A 15,570-nucleotide genomic window follows, 5' to 3' on the forward strand; every position below is an offset into this window, starting at 1 on the left:
ACCCTATCCCCTGCATCTACAAAGATATGGGGGATCATTTGTAGAGTATTAAGATAAATAAGGTGTGACCTATTGGCTTAGTTGGCGTGAGGATATCTTGAGCATAGTAACAAAGTATAAAGATATGCTCATGTTGTTTAAGTATTGCTCAACGGGTTTTGAGCATATATCGAGCATTTCAAGAACTATAAACGCTGAAAGTATTCAATTTAGGTATTTATATGTTTCTAGTAACTGGAGCAACGGGAGGAATTGGTCGCAGAGTTGTGCGACTCCTACGGCAACGAGAGCAGTCTGTGCGGGCATTTGTCCGCCTTAACTCACGCTACAGCGAGTTAGAACACCGGGGTGCAGAAATTTTCATCGGTGACTTACTAGAGGAAAAAGATATCCAAAAAGCTAGTCGGCATATCCAGTATGTTATCAGCGCCCACGGTTCTGATAGCGATGCCCTATCTTTAGATTACCGCGCCAATATTGAACTGATTGACCAAGCAAAAGCCAATGGCGTAGAGCATTTTGTCTTCATTTCTGTATTGGGAGCCGATCGCGGATATGAAGACGCTCCTGTGTTCAAAGCCAAACGAGCAGTAGAGCGATATTTGGCAGCTAGTGGCTTGAATTACACAATTTTACGCCCAGCTGGATTAGCATCTAACTTGTTGCCACTAGTAGAACGATTTCGGGAAACGGGATTGTATTTGCTGATTGGCGATCGCAAAAATCGTACCTCAATTGTCAGTACCGATGATTTGGCAAGGATAGTGGTGGATTCTGTGACAGTTGAAGGTGCTCGCAACCAGATTTTACCAGTGGGAGGGCCAGAGATTTTATTACGAGAAGATATTCCCCGAATTTTTGGTCGGATCTTCACCAAAGAGCCAGTAATAATTAACTCACCACTATTTCTCATTGATGGGTTACAAGGTGGATTGGGTTTATTTAATCCCCAAATCCAGAAAGCTTTGGGAACCTATCGCACATTGCTAGCAAATGAATTTTTCTGTACAAAAGATGAAATTGCCAATTTAGAGGCGATTTTTAACTTCCAGTTGGAGACATTAGAAAACTTTTTGCGGCGCTATCTAGCTGTTTGAATTAAGTAATGGGGCATGGAGCATGGAGCATGAGCAGAAAAACTAATACCCAATGCCCAATACTTCGACGCCGCTCAGTACAAGTGCCCGATGCCCAATGCCCAATGCCCAATGCCCAATGCCCAATAATCAAAAATTCTATGAAATCTTCCCTATCTGCAAAAGCTGCTCAAGCACGTAAGACAAAAGAGCGATTCCCTCAACCAGAGGAACAACTCACCTATGAATTGGGGAAGGCGGTACAGGAATTGCCACCCCTGTACACTAGATTATTAGCGGGAACGATGAGCGTCATCGTATTTGGGGCGATCGCCTGGGCGCACTTCTCACAAATAGATGAAGTAGCAACAGCACAAGGGGAATTAATTGCTTCCACACAGGTAAGACCGGTGACATCCTTGGGTGGGGGGTCAATTGTCGCCGTCAAAGTGCAAGAAGGCGATCACGTTACCAAAGGTGAAGTTCTGATTCAAAAAGATCCAGACTTGCAAATAACCGATGTTTCCCGCCTAGCCAAATCTACTAGATTGATTCAAGACGATTTGCAACGTTTGGATGCAGAACGCACCGGAGGCAAAACTACTGGGACGAAAGTGCAAGATGAACTTTTAAATTCCCGCCTGCAAGATTTCCAAGCTCGTCAAGCAGCGGCGGAAGCAGAAGCAAATCGCCAAATAGCACTGATCAATCAAGCCAAAGTCCGCTTGACTAGATTGCAAGACAACTTAGTTAATGCCAAAAGCAGCGTTGGCAATGCCAAAACCAACCTTGTGAACGCAGATAGCATCAGAATTAAAATTGAAAGTAATTTGACGCTCGCTCAACAAAGGGAAAAAAGCCTACGCACCTTAATTACTCCTGGTGCTGTACCTCGTGTCGATTACTTGGATGCCCAAGAAAGATTAACTCGGGCAAAAACAGAAATCACTAAAGCACAAGATGATGTTACCAATAGCCAGAATAAAATCACAGAGGCTCAAGATAAAGTCACATCATTAGAAAAAGATATTGCTGCCCAAGTCCAAGAAATTCGACAAGCAGAACAAGCTTACAACGCTGCACGCAGTCAGACCGAGCGTGTATCATCAGAACGCCAAAGTGAAATTTTGACCCAGTTCAATAAGCGTAAAGAAGAACTGACAACTGCTCAAGGTCAATTAGAGCAGGCAAGGAAGCAGCAAGCTTTAGAAACGATTGAGGCTCCCGTTGCCGGTACGATTTACAGAGTTAAAGCCACTAAGGGCCCAGTGCAATCTGGTGAAGAATTGCTGTCAATTTTGCCGGAAGGGGAAGAAATGCTCCTAGAGGTGAAAGTTCTCAATCGTGATATTGGGTTTATTCGTCAAGGAATGAAAGCAAAAGTGAAAATGGCGACTTTCCCCTTCCAGGAATTTGGCATTGTAGATGGCGAAGTCATACAAGTCAGTCCGAATGCAATTGTTGATAAAGAATTGGGGTTAGTTTTCCCCACCAGAATTAAGGTAAATAAACACTCAGTGAACGTGCGGGGTCAAGAAGTAGAATTTACACCAGGAATGGCTGCTACAGGTGAAATTGTTACTCGTAAAAAGTCAATTTTGACATTCATTACTGAACCTGTGACACGACGATTCAGTGAGGCATTTTCTGTTAGGTAGGTTTGTATCTCCTGTTTGAACAAAATGTTCCCTCTCATTTCAGACAACCTACAAAAGAGCGATCGCACTCTATTATTCCAAGCAATAGAAAGGCGATCGCTGCCAATTAACTTCTGTAAAAAAGAGCGCTCGCCTATTTTCTCTCATCCTGTGATAGCTTTTTACCAAATATATTCTATCTGAAATATATGTTTTTTTCGCCTGGTATACTTATCGGGTAAAGATTGTTAGCAATAATTATAAAAATGTAGAGACGCGAAATTTCACATCTCTACAAACTTTTTCAGTTGGTTGATTTTCTTAAGCGAGCAGTATTAAACTCAACTGCAAATCGCTATATAATTTTCAAGCGATACCCAAGTATTTTTTAGACTGCTCTATTTGTTTTTGGATTCCCTCTAGTAATTTGCCAAAATCAGGATTATCTTGATCATCATTATCATCATTGCTATCCACATTGATGCTGCTCATAATCTTCTCAGAGTTTTGGAATTGCGACCATAATTCTGGATTGGCTAATCCGTTATTACCTTCGGTTGGTGTCTGATATTTTCTCGTCTCTGTAATTGCCTGACCTGTTAGAGAACTGACATCAGAATTATTAAAACTAGAAATTGTCTCTGGTGTCAAATATTTTGCCGTTTCTGTAATTGCCTGACCCGTTAGAGAACCGACATGAGAACTATTAAAACTAGAAATTGTCTGTGATGTCAGATAATTTGCTGTTTGTGCGTTGATGTGTAGCAGGTTGTCGTCAGACATCGCCTGCCTTGGCAGAGAATTGACATTGGAAAGATTAAAACTAGAGCTTGTAGTTTGTGTACTATTTATTGCTGTGCTTGCAATCACCTGATTTGCTAGAGAACTGACATTAGAAAGATTAAAACTAGAGCTTGTAGTTTGTGTGCTATTTCCTGCCGTTTCTGTGACAATCTGACGGACTTGGGCATCAGTCAGGTTGTGGTTAGCACTAAGCATCAGAGCAACTACGCCAGCAACGTGGGGAGCAGCCATAGACGTGCCGCTATAAGTGGCATACTGATTATTCGGAACTGATGAGTAGACCTTGACTCCTGGGGCTGTGACGTAAGCGATTTCATTCGTTCCAGAGCGATTAGAGAAGTCGGGCATATTATTATTTCTATCTACTGCCCCAACGGCAATTCCCGACTTGTATGCATGGCGAGCGGGATAGTCTGGTAATGAGTCACCATCATTACCTGCTGCCATGACGACAATCACTCCTTTGCTGCTGGCATAGTCAATGGCTGACTCTAAAGTCTGATTGGTAGATGGCCCTCCTAAACTGAGGTTAATCACGTTAGCTCCATTATCCACGGCGTAGCGAATACCTTTAGATATGGCATTATAAGAACCGGAGCCAGATTCATCCAAAACTTTGACGGGCATAATCTTGGCATCATAGGCAATACCAGTGACACCATAGTTATTATTTTCTCCTGCGATCGTGCCGGAAACATGAGTACCATGACCATTATTATCTAGGGTGTTGTTGTTTTGATCAGCGAAGTTCCAGCCGTAATTATCATCAACATAACCATTGCCATCATCATCTATACCGTTACCTGCAATTTCCTTGGTATTCGTCCAGATATTATTTTTTAAATCCTCGTGGTTATAGTCAACCCCAGTATCTACAACAGCGACAACAACACCTTTACCTGTGTATCCATGTGCCCAGACTTCCGGTGCTTTAACCAAGTCTGCTCCCCAATTATTGCCACCAAGATCAGGAACATCAGCAAAGGTATTCTGACCAGCAGCTTTAGCCACTGCTGCTGCTGCATTAATCAAGCCATAGCCATTGGTGGAGTTATAATTCGCAGTATTAAAAGCAGTAGCGTTACTGCTATTTTTAGAGTCACCCCTATTTTGCAACTGCACATCAGCATCGGCTGAGTTGTAGCTACTACGTCCGATTGAGTTGAGGCTGTAGTCATCCTTCGTATTAAAGCTATCTAATGAGGAGATTGAAGTGACATTGAGCCGTTTATTTGACAACACATTGTTATTAACATGATCAATGTTCATAAGTATTTTTTCTCAAAGATAGCAATCTTTTTTTGACAGCTTGAAGCGTTAAAACCTTTGACAAAAGGTTTTAATGTGTGAATAAACTCCATTGTCAATAATTACTATGGAATTTCAGAAAAAATTGCTAAATTTACTACCAAAAAAAGTTCTAAAAATAGTGCTTTTTCTGAATAATCAATTTATCAAGTCAATTTTAAATTATTAATAGTTAACTAATCGAAATTAGTACCATAGAAAAATTGCACTATATTTCTAAAATTAAAGTTTGCAGAGATTTTTAATGCACTACCTTAACTGTGTCATGCCAGTAGGGTGCGTTACACTCCGTTAACGCACCTATTTTTATACCTTAAAAATAATTGTTCCTAATTCTCTTTCCAGTGATGTAAGACTAAGACGACAAATACCTGATTTAAAAGCACACCATTCTGATCACACCTGATCTGTCGTAGGGGCGCAAGGCCTTGCGCCCCTACCGCGTGGTCTATTTACCTGAAAATAGCTGTAAGTAGGGGCTGGCTGCTTATCCAACAGTCGTTTTAGAAGCCGAAATAGGAAAGGTGGTGTTAAATTTAGACTTGGGATCACCGAATTTACGATGTTTAAATTTTGAAAAATAGAATTGTTGGCGGAGCCTCTCGTAGAGGAGATTCAAAATCCAAAATTTAATGCATGTTTGTCCCTTGCGCGTCTGGTAGAGTTGCCCCCGAATTAGAACGCGAGAATAATTCTATTATCCAAAATCCTTGCATTAATTGACTTTTCAAGTGACTTGATTGCTGGGGTCAATCTAAAATCTAAAATCGTTCGACTGAGCGACTTGTGCCGAGTTTAGCTTGAGCGGCGTCGTAAAGCCTGCGGCATAGCTACGCTTAGGGCGCAGCCTCTCGTAGAGAAGAGTTGGGCGAAACCGAGGTAAGCTGAAAGGAGCCGAAGTCCAAAATTCAAAATTGCTTGACTAGATATTTGCCTGCTGCCGTTGATATAGTGACCAGTACAAACCCTTTTGTTGCAACAACTCGGAGTGAGTACCACGTTCGGCAATCACGCCTTGCTCCAATACCAAAATCAAATCAGCACGTTTGAGGGGGGCAAAGCGGTGAGCAATGAGGAACACGGTACGATTAGCGGAAATTTTTTGTAGGTTATGCAGTACCTGCTGTTCAGTTTCACTATCCAAAGCGCTGGTAGCTTCATCCAAAACTAAAATCGGCGCTTGGGAAAGAAATAGCCTTGCTAGGGCAATACGTTGTCTCTGTCCACCAGATAAAGCTGTACCGCGTTCACCAACATTGGTTTCGTAACCGTAGGGTAATTGACTGATAAAGTCGTGGGCCACTGCTAATCTTGCCGCCTCTACTACTTTCTCTGCGGTAATGTCAGGACTACCGAGAGTGATATTTTCCAAAATGGAACCGTTGAATAAAAAGTCTTCTTGGAGAACTACACTAACTTGTTGCCGCAGTGAAGCTAAATCGGCACTTTTAATATCAAAACCATCAATCAGGATGCGTCCTGATTCAATTTGATAGAGGCGTTGCAATAGCTTAGACACCGTACTTTTACCAGAACCGCTGCGTCCGACAATGCCAACAAATTGCCCTGGTTCGACATTGAAAGATATTCCCCGCAGAATTGCTTCAAAGTTTGGCCGGTAGCGGAAAAATACTTGCTCGAAGGTGACTTGACCTTTCAGGGATGGTAAAACTAAGCCAGTTCCTAGTTCAGCTTCTGGAGAGACGTTAAGAATATCACCAATGCGATCTACAGAAAGTAGCACTTGTTGGAGATTTTGCCACAACTGTACTAAGCGCAGAAGCGGTCCTGTGACTCTGCCAGACAGCATTTGAAAGGCAACTAGCTGTCCGATTGTGAGCTTTTGTTCGATGACTAACTTGGCTCCAAACCAGAGAATCAGCATGGTGGAAAAATTGGTGAGAAAGTCACCGATATTGCTGCTGATATTGGAGGTGGTAGAAGCTTTGAAACCTGTGCGAATGAAGCGAGCAAACAAGCCTTCCCAGCGATCGCGGGCTACTGGTTCTGCTGCATGAGCTTTAACGGAGTGAATTCCTGTGATTGTCTCTACTAGAAACGATTGACTATCGGCACTGCGGTTAAAAGTTTCGTTGAGCCAGTTACGCAGAATTGGTGTTGCAACTATCGTCAAAGTTGCAAATAGCGGCAGTACTGCTAAGGCGACAAAGGTGAGTGGAATATTATAGTAAAACATCAATGCCAGGTACACCACAGCAAAGATGCTATCCAAAATCACAGTTAATGCTGTACCTGTGAGAAACTGACGAATTTGTTCGAGTTCCTGGACTCGTGCTATTGTGTCTCCGACGCGCCGCGATTCAAAATAAGCCAAAGGCAGACGCATTAGGTGGCGAAATAGCTGTGCTGATAAACTCAAATCCAGACGACGAGCTGTATGAGTAAAGATGAATAGGCGCAGAATACCAAGTATGGACTCAAATATGGCTACGAACAAAAGTGCGATCGCCATCACATCGAGAGTCGGCAAACTCCCCTGCACCATCACTTTATCAATGACAACTTGCGTAATTAGTGGTGTTGTTAACCCTAAAAGCTGCAAGGTAAAAGATGCTAACAACACTTCTGTTAGCAATCCCTTATACTTCCAAACTGCTGGGGTGAACCAACTGAGGTTAAATTTTTCTTGCTGAGATATTAGTTCTACTTGCCACAATTGTCGATCCCAAGACGCCTCAACTATCGACTGCGGCAAGCTTTCGCAAATCCGATCGGGATTTAGAGGGTTAGCGATAATTAGGCGATCGTTCTTAACTCCATAGGCTACCACCCAAGATGGACTTTGGGGTGAGTCAGAATTCCACAGCAGTAAGGCTGGAAATGACAGCTGTCGCAACTCACCCCAATTCACTTGTAACCGCCGCACCACTAACCCTAACTTTTCTGCTGCTTCTACAACCTGTTTTGGGCGTTGTCCTCTGAGTTGGCGCTGCACCCATTCCAGCTGCACAGAATTTTCTAACTGTTGCGCCACCATTGTTAAACAAGCAGCAGCGGTGTTCCAGCTGGCAACAAACGGATAACTTGAGACGATTAGATTGGCGGCTGGGAGTCCTCTTTGGGGTTGGAGGCTGTGGGGGCTGGAAGTTCCCTCTGAGGCTGGCGCTAGTGAACGAGTGGAAGAGAAGGAAAATGTCTCCTTTTCTCTCTCCATGCCCACTGGTAATACTTGCCAGAACTCCTGAATTTGTGGGTTAGAAAATTCTGCCCACAACGCTGTATCCCAATACACTACTACCACTTCTTTACTAGCAGCTACAGCTTTAAAATCCCCAGACAGCTTTTGTAAGTCACCAAACCAATCCCCTACATCTAGGGCGGCTATTGGTTTGCCAACGCCCTCTTGAGACAGCGCGTTGGGCAGCTTTGCCGACTTGTCGCGACTGTCGTCTCGCAAGCGAACTTTTCCAGCCACAATTAAGAATTGGTAACCGCCGACATCGTTTGACCAGATTTTTTCTCCAAGACGATACTGACGGGTTTGGGACTGATTTTCCAATCGGGATTTTTGTTCGGGAGTCAACCAGCATAGCGGTGGCTGATTCCAAGGCAAAGAAGCTAGCACTTTTAATCGTAAAGATTCATTATCCAGAATATTTAACTCACTTGTAATTTGACTGTCAGTTTTTGAATTTTCTCTGCTAGCCATTTCTCAAATAACTCATTTTGTAGTGCTTGCTTTAGTTGAGTATCTTCTAAAGACGCTGGCAGAAATTGTTCTACTCGAAACAAACCATAAGGTCCTTCTCCTGGGGGAGAGTCTTTGCCAACGATTTCTATTGGTCCTACTAATTGTCCAGGACTCGCTACATCAATAGCTGCCCGTAATATATCCGGCATACTTCCTCGGCTGACTATTCCCATCATGCCGTTCACAATTCGGTCATCTGAAAGTGAATACTCTTTAGCTAATTGCTCAAAGCTACCTCCTTCTTCAATTTGGGTTTGTAGTTCGTCTGCCAGTTCTTGATTATCAACAACGATCCGGGAAAGTACTACCCGATCCAAAAAAATTTTGCGTTCAATAAAATATTCTTGGAGTTTTGGTTGGGTCACTACAGCTTTTAGCTTTTCTAACTTGTAACCAAAAGCAACCGATGTGTGAAAGGTAGCGTAATCTGTGTTATTGGTCTTTAACCATTCTTGAAAACTTTCGGGGTCAGTCAGTTCATTTTTCAGCCTAAAGTCAATAATTGCCTGTTCAGTTATTGCTGTACCAATCTCAACATCGTCTCGGGTTCGGATTTCTTCTTCAATTACGTACTGGCGAAGAATATCCCCAATGAAGTGTCCCAATTTTCCAGAGGCTTGCAGGTACTTTATTGCTTCCTCAAGAGAAATTATTTGGTCATTGATTGTCAAAAATGATAAAGGTTCCATGAATTAATTATGTTAATATGGTTAAACACTTATAGGACTTTTAAATTAAATCATATAGAAATTATCTTGTGATTGATGGATCAATCTGATAAATATTCCATGAACTAATTACATCTAAATGGTCAAAAAATTATATACCTAGTAAATAAAATAATTTCCCATAATTACTTTTACGGTCTAGTGGGGACAAAACAGGATTGAAAATATCAGTTGTAAAGCAAAGCAAGTTGTGTAACCAAATCTTTATAGATTTAAATAAATGCTCAGGTAGGTAGGCGAAAATAAAGCAAAACATATTAAGAATTGTTTATTGCCAGTTTTCTATCCTAGTTGCTAAAAGTCGAGCCACTGCGTTGCTCAGGTGACCAAAGTTGTCGCAAGTGGTGCAAAAAACCCATACTATACCCGATATTAACGAGTAATTGTTTATTCTCACCGAGCTACTTAATGATGCTTATCCATGTCCAGGCAAGTAGCACTGCGGCGATCGCACCAATTAAAGTATTAAAAATATTAACTACTTCATTAGTCAGCCAAGTATACTTAGATTGCAGTGTTGCCCCAATCACACTTTCTAAGTTGGTGGCAATAAATGCTGCCAGGACACACCAAGCTACTCCCAATAGATCAATTAAACCAACTCCCCAACCAACAAATGCGATCGCTACAGAAGCCACAATACCAGCTAAAGTTCCTTCCAAGCTTACCGCCCCTTCAGTACCGCGAGGTACTGGTTGGAGTGTGGTAATTAGAAAGGTGCTTTTACCATACGCTTTACCGACTTCGCTAGCAGTGGTGTCAGCCAGCTTGGTACTGAAACTCGCTACATAGCCTAACAAAAGTAAGGACTGGAAATTGGGGACTAGAAATTGGGAACTAGGTACAATAAATCCCGAATTTATTATCCCTACTCCCAAAGCACACAGCGCCCCAGTCAAAGCCGAACCCCAAACATTTTCTGGGCCTCTTGCCCCAGAACGCTTTTCAGCAATTCCCTCTGCCTCCTTCTGCGCCATACCAATGCGGGTAACCCCAGAACCAACCAGAAAATAGAACATTACTACTGCGTATCCTTGCCAGCCTAGAGTTACCCAAATTAAGATAGCCAGAAACCAGGCGTGGAATAACCCTGCTGGAGTAAGCAGCTTTTTCGGCGCAATCCAAGCTAAACCCAATATAATTGTGTTTAATCCTACCGCCACCAACCAGGGATTAACAGAATCAATTAAGGATGACATCAGCAATTAATCATGAGTAATTTTGTCTGAATATCAACAGAATAACGAATTTATCACCCTTATTGCTTAATTTCTGACACCTCCCTATTTTAAGTAATATGTTTGTATTGTTACCTAGATTGCGTAGATATCCCTCTGAACGTTGAGTGTAAAACTACAAACAATGTCTTAGATATACACTGCAATATTGACTAAAGAACCTGGATTAAACAAAATGCAAAACTTCTGTTTAGTTAGGTGGACACTTTGAGTGCGTAACCCACCTAACACATCCTAAGAAAGTTTTAAGTTATTAAATCTACGTTCCTAAGTGTGTGCTCATGCAAACCTAAATTAGTATAGGTGCATGGTGCAGCGGCTGAAGTGGTATTCAGTCCGCAATCTTAGTCATCACGATAAAGAATATAAGTTAATGTCAATTAAAACTGTGTTCAAGTTGACCACAATCAAGACTTAACAGCATAAATTGTAGATAGCATCAACTACTAGTTTTTTCCACACAAGCTATGAGCCAAACTTTATTCCATCTTGCTTTCCCTGTGACTGACGTTGCCCAAACAAAAGCATATTACGTGGATGGCTTGGGCTGTATTCCTGGTCGGGAAAACCAGCACGCCCTGATTCTCAATCTCTACAGTCATCAACTAGTGGCTCACGTCACCAAAGAACCCTTGGCACCGCAACGCACTATCTATCCCAGACACTTTGGGCTAATTTTTACTCAAGAACGTGACTGGCAGGATTTACTAGAAAGGGCACAACAGCAACAGCTACTTTTTCGCGAATCAACCAAAAACCGCTTTGTTGGTTCTCCTCTTGAGCATCGCACTTTCTTTTTAGAAGATCCTTTTTATAACCTAATGGAGTTCAAATATTATCGTCACCCAGAAGCAATTTTTGGGAGTTACGAACATACACAAATTGGCGATAGCACTTAAGTAATTCAAAATTAAAAATAAAAGAATGCAAGTGTAACAAGTATCCTGGCTACTAACTGGATGCTTTCTTAAGGAAGAGCAGTTTAATCCGCTCTCAATCCGCTTGGGTTAAGCTGCACAATCTTTAAACATCCCCCTTAATCCTCCTTAAAAAGGGGGAAATAGAGCCATTCTGAGCAAGCTTTTTTAACACGGGTTGAGGGGATCGAGCCTTATGCGAACCGGATTGAATCCGCTCTGCTAAAGCTGCTGTGACTACTGCTAAACTCTTGGAGTCTGTCAGCATCCAAGGGTGGAAAGAAACTGGCACAACTACCTCTTCTCCTACGGGCATTTGTGAACTATTCGCTGGGACAATCATCAAATCATAAGGTGTCCAGATAGATGTAAAGTTTAGCTGTCTTAACATATCAGCATCAGAATTCAAATCCTTGAGAAAAAGGCTGTTGGGGCGCATTTGTATACAACCAGGACGTTGGGAAGCATAAGCAACCACAGTTCCATGATGGGGCGAAGAGATGGTGATAAACCTCTGTACGCGGTTAATTCCTCCCAATCGCTGGACATAGTAACGGCTGACAATTCCTCCCATGCTAAAGCCTACTAAATCTAGGCGTTGTTCTGACGCAAAGCTGGCCGTGACATAATCAGCTACTTGCTTTGCCAATTCATCAAGAGCCACATCACCATTATTAGGAACCAGATTCAAGCTATATACAGACCAACCCCGTTGTATTAGGTATGCCCTCATTTTATAAAAAACTGCCTCTGTGTCGTCAATTCCGTGTACTAGTAACACGGAATTGCGCTGCTGATTTTCAGTGTTCATCTACCAAATCCGGCTGAATTAAGTCTGTAGAAAATGTAACTGAGTACCGTTGCTATCTGTCAACAAACTATGACACTCCTCCTACTGGTTGAAAGTAAACTGCTTGCTTTTCTCCAATCAGTAATTTTCAAACAAAGAAATGTTAATTATTGTGAAGCCTGCTTTCAGGATCTTGCTCTTAGTTACAGTAAAATTTAATAATTAGTTCTCGGTGATACAGGTCGCAAGTGCTTGCAAGAAAACATTTGCCCTCTAGTTTTACTACAATGTTGATTAAGCACAAACCTATAACGGTTGTCACCAGAATGGGGTGACGCAAAGCATAACATGTAACATTTTGTCGTAATTTTTAACAATTACGGTTGAGTTTCAAATATAAAAGGTAAAAGGCAGGAGCAATTGTAATGGGTTTTATCAAAAAGTCAATTTCGAGTATTCAAGGTTTTCTTAGCGGTATTCTGGGTTTCATTACTGGATTGTTACCAGGAAAGAAGAAAAGCAACGGCTACTTCTTAGAATTGGACGAAGCCAAAGATGCTGTGACAGATGTTGCTAAAGATGTAGCATCGAATGTGAAGAAAGTAGCAGAGACAGTTGGAGCGAATGCTAAAAAAGTAACGGCATCAATTGGATCAGAAGCACCAGATCCATCCAAGCCAGATTCATTGAACGGAACAAAAACTGCCGCAGCCAAGGGTAAGGCAAAATCAGCAAAAAATGCCAAACCACCTGATGTTACGCTAGTTCAGACTGCTGAGGGTCTTAAAGTTGAACCTGGCAAAAATGCAAAAGCAGCAGCAGCCAAAGTACTCAAAGAGGAGCCAAAAGAAACAACGTTTGCGCCTAAATATCTCGCTCCTTCGGCTACTAGCTCTAATGGGCGGCGGCGTCCAGGAGCGAATATGAGTGCTTACTTAGACATGGCACGTCAGGTTAAAAAGCCTGGTTAAGTCACAGAGACGCGGTATTTGGCGAATATTTCGTGTATCAAGATAACTGATGAGTTAAGTGTGAATACGCAAGATTAAGATAAGTTTACCAGTTGTAGATGGGAGAATCCAAACTAGGAGCGATCGCTTAATTTTCTCCACTACAACTGCATTTTTTAGGGGTGAGGCTTTTTCATCCAATACTACCCGTCCTACCCGACCTTTGTTCACAGTAAACTCAAAGACGATTTCACCACTGAAGCCGGAAGGCAAGTTTAATTGTTGAAGGTGTTGGCTTAGGTTAGCAATTCCTATTTCATCCAAGCCAGTGACGCTGATGACCTCTAACTGATGGTTGATGGCTGCGTCTAATATTTCATCTTGTTCCATCTTCTCGGAATCAAAGCTCAAAGAGATATCGACTTCTTTCGGTATTGGGGATTTTGGTGATCGCCTTTGCCGTCTTTTACGAGCAAAACCACCAGCAGGAGCGCTGCTAGACATTCTTTCGTATTCGTAATAAACAGCTTCAGGCATTTCTACTGGCACTTGCATAGACACATATTCGCTTCCTGGTTCAACGCGCACGTCATCACTGACAGCCACAAAAGCAGTGTATTGAGAAAGGAGTTGATAAGTTAAGGCTGTTTGTGTAACTGCTTCTACACCAGCTTTGGTTTCAAAGCTCATCATTTGATTCATCAAATCTTTGATACGAGCGCGTCCCCATAACTGCGCTACAGCAAGATTTCCTGTTTCCTCAAATATGAGGTTAAATGTTTTTTGTATTGCTTATCACCCGCAGCAATGCCGGAGATTTGAAGATTACCGCCGGCTCTATCCTGTTTGCGATCAAACAAAACTAATGGTTGTTCGCTGAATAAATCAGGCCCTATGGGTGGGTAAATAACAGGTGATTCTGTGTCACCTTGCCAAGAAATTTGAATATTTGTGAGTACGGGGTTGTTGATTTGCCTGTAAAACTTTTCAGCAACTTCTTTTGTGGGTTCATCATGACGAATAATTCTGGATATTCCCCGGCCAATTTCGGCGAGGCGATTCAGTAAAAAACGGTTAACTGAACTACCAGCACCAAAACTGTAAAGGCGATTTCCTGGTTGGAGGTGTTGTTGTACCTCCGCCAAAATTTCATTTTCGTTACCGATGTAGCCATCGCTTAGGATTACAACACTCCGTAATCTTCCGGCTGGTGTGGGGAAATTTATGGCTGTACGAATGCCACTGAGCATTTCTGTGCTGCCATCAGCTTGTAAATTGTTAATGTAAGCGATCGCTTTGGCACGATTTTCTGGTGTATTCGGTAGAGGTGTTGGTGATAACTGTCTGACTCTATTGGAAAAATCGATAATTGTGAAAGTATCATTAGGATTCAACCCATTAATAAATCGCCGCATTAATTCTTGACACTTTTGCAACGGATCGCCCGATTGGGAACCGGAAGTATCCACCAAAAATACGACATCTTTGGGGACAATTTCATCAGTAGAATATTCCAAAGCTGGAATCAGATAAATGGCAAAATGTCCGCCGCGATCGTCGGCTTGGGCTAATATCGTGGATTGAGTTTCTTGACTAGAAATTTGATAGCGGAGAATTAAATCTTTGTTGGGAATTGTATCTTCTCCAGCTAATTGAATCCGCACTATTTGACCTGAGTGTTCAATTTTTAATTGATGTGAAGGAGAACGTACTTGAGAAATTGCTAAACCCGCATCAATTTCTACTGTGACATTAATATCGTGACGCAATCGCATTCCTTCTGGGACTAAAGACGGTGTAATCCGAGAAGCATCAGGAACTTGGTCTGTATCACCGCTATTATCTATCGGCGTTCCTGGAATATATCTTGGCCCCACCACCGTTGGGAAAACAAATTCGTAATTTCCCGCCTCAAATTTTAAACTTTCGGTGTAACGAATTGTAACATTAATTTGTTCACCAGGTTTGATGTTAGCCAGAGACTGGGTAAAGATGTTGTCTCGTTGCTGTTCTAGAAGTCCGGCGGTGCGTCCTTCTTGTTTAGCCTTTTCGTAGATTTGTTGCGCTTCTTCACGTTTTTTAATATTACCTTTGATAATGCGGTCGCCTATTTTGATTTCCATGTCATCCACCGCCGCTTTATCGGGTAACGGAAAGATATACACTGCTTCTAAAGGCTGCGTGAAGCGATTTTCAAAGCTTTGAATCACCTCAACTCGTGACAAGTTACCTGCAATTTTTGCTAGAACTTCCGTATGCTTGAGCGGAAAAACTAGTTGCTCTCCTTGAGGGGATTGAACGTACAAACCGCCTAACTGTTGATTTTGGTTGACTGCTGAATTCATAGGTTAGATAGAGTACTTTTATTTGATTTGTAAACTTACTTCTTAAGGTAGGCAGTAGGTAATAG

Annotated in this window: 11 protein-coding genes; 4 read left to right on the forward strand and 7 right to left on the reverse strand. The window is 42.1% G+C overall.

Features of this window, described 5'->3' with window-relative positions; genetic code table 11:
* The first annotated feature begins 221 nt into the window (after positions 1-221).
* Both Q0541_RS15170 and Q0541_RS15175 read left to right on the forward strand, forming a co-directional pair.
* Entirely contained in the window at positions 222-1,097 is an 876-nt protein-coding gene (locus Q0541_RS15170; RefSeq protein ID WP_298911528.1) for an SDR family oxidoreductase, read from the forward strand.
* Positions 1,098-1,237: 140 nt separating this feature from the next.
* A complete protein-coding gene (locus tag Q0541_RS15175; RefSeq protein ID WP_298911576.1) occupies positions 1,238-2,734 on the forward strand; it encodes an HlyD family efflux transporter periplasmic adaptor subunit in 1,497 nt (498 codons plus the stop codon).
* A gap of 345 nt (positions 2,735-3,079) precedes the next feature.
* Here the strand turns inward: Q0541_RS15175 and Q0541_RS15180 are convergent, their stop codons facing one another.
* The 4 genes from Q0541_RS15180 to Q0541_RS15195 all read right to left on the reverse strand — a co-directional run bounded on the left by Q0541_RS15180 (position 3,080) and on the right by Q0541_RS15195 (position 10,464).
* Positions 3,080-4,786 carry a S8 family peptidase gene (locus Q0541_RS15180; RefSeq protein ID WP_298911529.1) on the reverse strand — a complete coding sequence of 569 codons (1,707 nt, stop codon included), beginning with the start codon at positions 4,784-4,786 and terminating at the stop codon, positions 3,080-3,082.
* A 961-nt stretch (positions 4,787-5,747) separates the two neighbouring features.
* The gene (locus tag Q0541_RS15185; RefSeq protein WP_298911530.1) at positions 5,748-8,495 is read right to left on the reverse strand and encodes a peptidase domain-containing ABC transporter; all 2,748 of its coding nucleotides are present in this window, start codon (positions 8,493-8,495) and stop codon (positions 5,748-5,750) included.
* On the reverse strand, positions 8,444-9,226 hold the full coding sequence (locus Q0541_RS15190) for a peptidylprolyl isomerase (protein ID WP_298911531.1): 783 nt from the start codon (positions 9,224-9,226) through the stop codon (positions 8,444-8,446). Before Q0541_RS15190 ends, Q0541_RS15185 begins: the two co-directional genes overlap by 52 nt.
* A 440-nt stretch (positions 9,227-9,666) precedes the next feature.
* Positions 9,667-10,464 carry a TIGR00297 family protein gene (locus Q0541_RS15195; protein WP_298911532.1) on the reverse strand — a complete coding sequence of 266 codons (798 nt, stop codon included), beginning with the start codon at positions 10,462-10,464 and terminating at the stop codon, positions 9,667-9,669.
* A 506-nt stretch (positions 10,465-10,970) separates the two neighbouring features.
* On the opposite strand from Q0541_RS15195, the gene Q0541_RS15200 reads away from it, so the two are divergent.
* On the forward strand, positions 10,971-11,402 hold the full coding sequence (locus tag Q0541_RS15200) for a VOC family protein (RefSeq protein ID WP_298911533.1): 432 nt from the start codon (positions 10,971-10,973) through the stop codon (positions 11,400-11,402).
* Between the two features lie 124 nt (positions 11,403-11,526).
* On the opposite strand, the gene Q0541_RS15205 is transcribed toward Q0541_RS15200, so the two are convergent.
* A complete protein-coding gene (locus Q0541_RS15205) occupies positions 11,527-12,231 on the reverse strand; it encodes a triacylglycerol lipase (RefSeq protein WP_298911534.1) in 705 nt (234 codons plus the stop codon).
* A 404-nt stretch (positions 12,232-12,635) separates the two neighbouring features.
* On the opposite strand from Q0541_RS15205, the gene Q0541_RS15210 reads away from it, so the two are divergent.
* Positions 12,636-13,181 carry a hypothetical protein gene (locus Q0541_RS15210; protein ID WP_298911535.1) on the forward strand — a complete coding sequence of 182 codons (546 nt, stop codon included), beginning with the start codon at positions 12,636-12,638 and terminating at the stop codon, positions 13,179-13,181.
* Positions 13,182-13,235: 54 nt separating this feature from the next.
* Here Q0541_RS15210 and Q0541_RS34470 read toward each other — a convergent pair whose 3' ends face one another.
* Both Q0541_RS34470 and Q0541_RS15215 read right to left on the reverse strand, forming a co-directional pair.
* Positions 13,236-13,853, reverse strand: a complete 618-nt coding sequence (locus Q0541_RS34470) for an after-VIT domain-containing protein (RefSeq protein WP_366941883.1) — start codon at positions 13,851-13,853, stop codon at positions 13,236-13,238.
* 44 nt (positions 13,854-13,897) lie between these two features.
* A complete protein-coding gene (locus Q0541_RS15215; protein WP_366941884.1) occupies positions 13,898-15,505 on the reverse strand; it encodes a VIT domain-containing protein in 1,608 nt (535 codons plus the stop codon).
* Positions 15,506-15,570 lie beyond the last annotated feature (65 nt).

The sequence above is a fragment of the uncultured Nostoc sp. genome (assembly GCF_937863485.1).
In the GTDB taxonomy this organism is placed as follows: domain Bacteria; phylum Cyanobacteriota; class Cyanobacteriia; order Cyanobacteriales; family Nostocaceae; genus Nostoc.

What these genes read in the sequence shown, in the direction of transcription:
- Q0541_RS15170 (WP_298911528.1), top strand. Translation starts at nt 222, where the DNA reads ATGTTTCTAGTAACTGGAGCAACGGGAGGAATTGGTCGCAGAGTTGTG.
- Q0541_RS15215 (WP_366941884.1), bottom strand. Translation starts at nt 15,505, where the DNA reads ATGAATTCAGCAGTCAACCAAAATCAACAGTTAGGCGGTTTGTACGTT.
- Q0541_RS15190 (WP_298911531.1), bottom strand. Translation starts at nt 9,226, where the DNA reads ATGGAACCTTTATCATTTTTGACAATCAATGACCAAATAATTTCTCTT.
- Q0541_RS15205 (WP_298911534.1), bottom strand. Translation starts at nt 12,231, where the DNA reads ATGAACACTGAAAATCAGCAGCGCAATTCCGTGTTACTAGTACACGGA.
- Q0541_RS34470 (WP_366941883.1), bottom strand. Translation starts at nt 13,853, where the DNA reads ATGATGAGCTTTGAAACCAAAGCTGGTGTAGAAGCAGTTACACAAACA.
- Q0541_RS15185 (WP_298911530.1), bottom strand. Translation starts at nt 8,495, where the DNA reads ATGGCTAGCAGAGAAAATTCAAAAACTGACAGTCAAATTACAAGTGAG.
- Q0541_RS15180 (WP_298911529.1), bottom strand. Translation starts at nt 4,786, where the DNA reads ATGAACATTGATCATGTTAATAACAATGTGTTGTCAAATAAACGGCTC.
- Q0541_RS15175 (WP_298911576.1), top strand. Translation starts at nt 1,238, where the DNA reads ATGAAATCTTCCCTATCTGCAAAAGCTGCTCAAGCACGTAAGACAAAA.
- Q0541_RS15195 (WP_298911532.1), bottom strand. Translation starts at nt 10,464, where the DNA reads ATGTCATCCTTAATTGATTCTGTTAATCCCTGGTTGGTGGCGGTAGGA.
- Q0541_RS15200 (WP_298911533.1), top strand. Translation starts at nt 10,971, where the DNA reads ATGAGCCAAACTTTATTCCATCTTGCTTTCCCTGTGACTGACGTTGCC.
- Q0541_RS15210 (WP_298911535.1), top strand. Translation starts at nt 12,636, where the DNA reads ATGGGTTTTATCAAAAAGTCAATTTCGAGTATTCAAGGTTTTCTTAGC.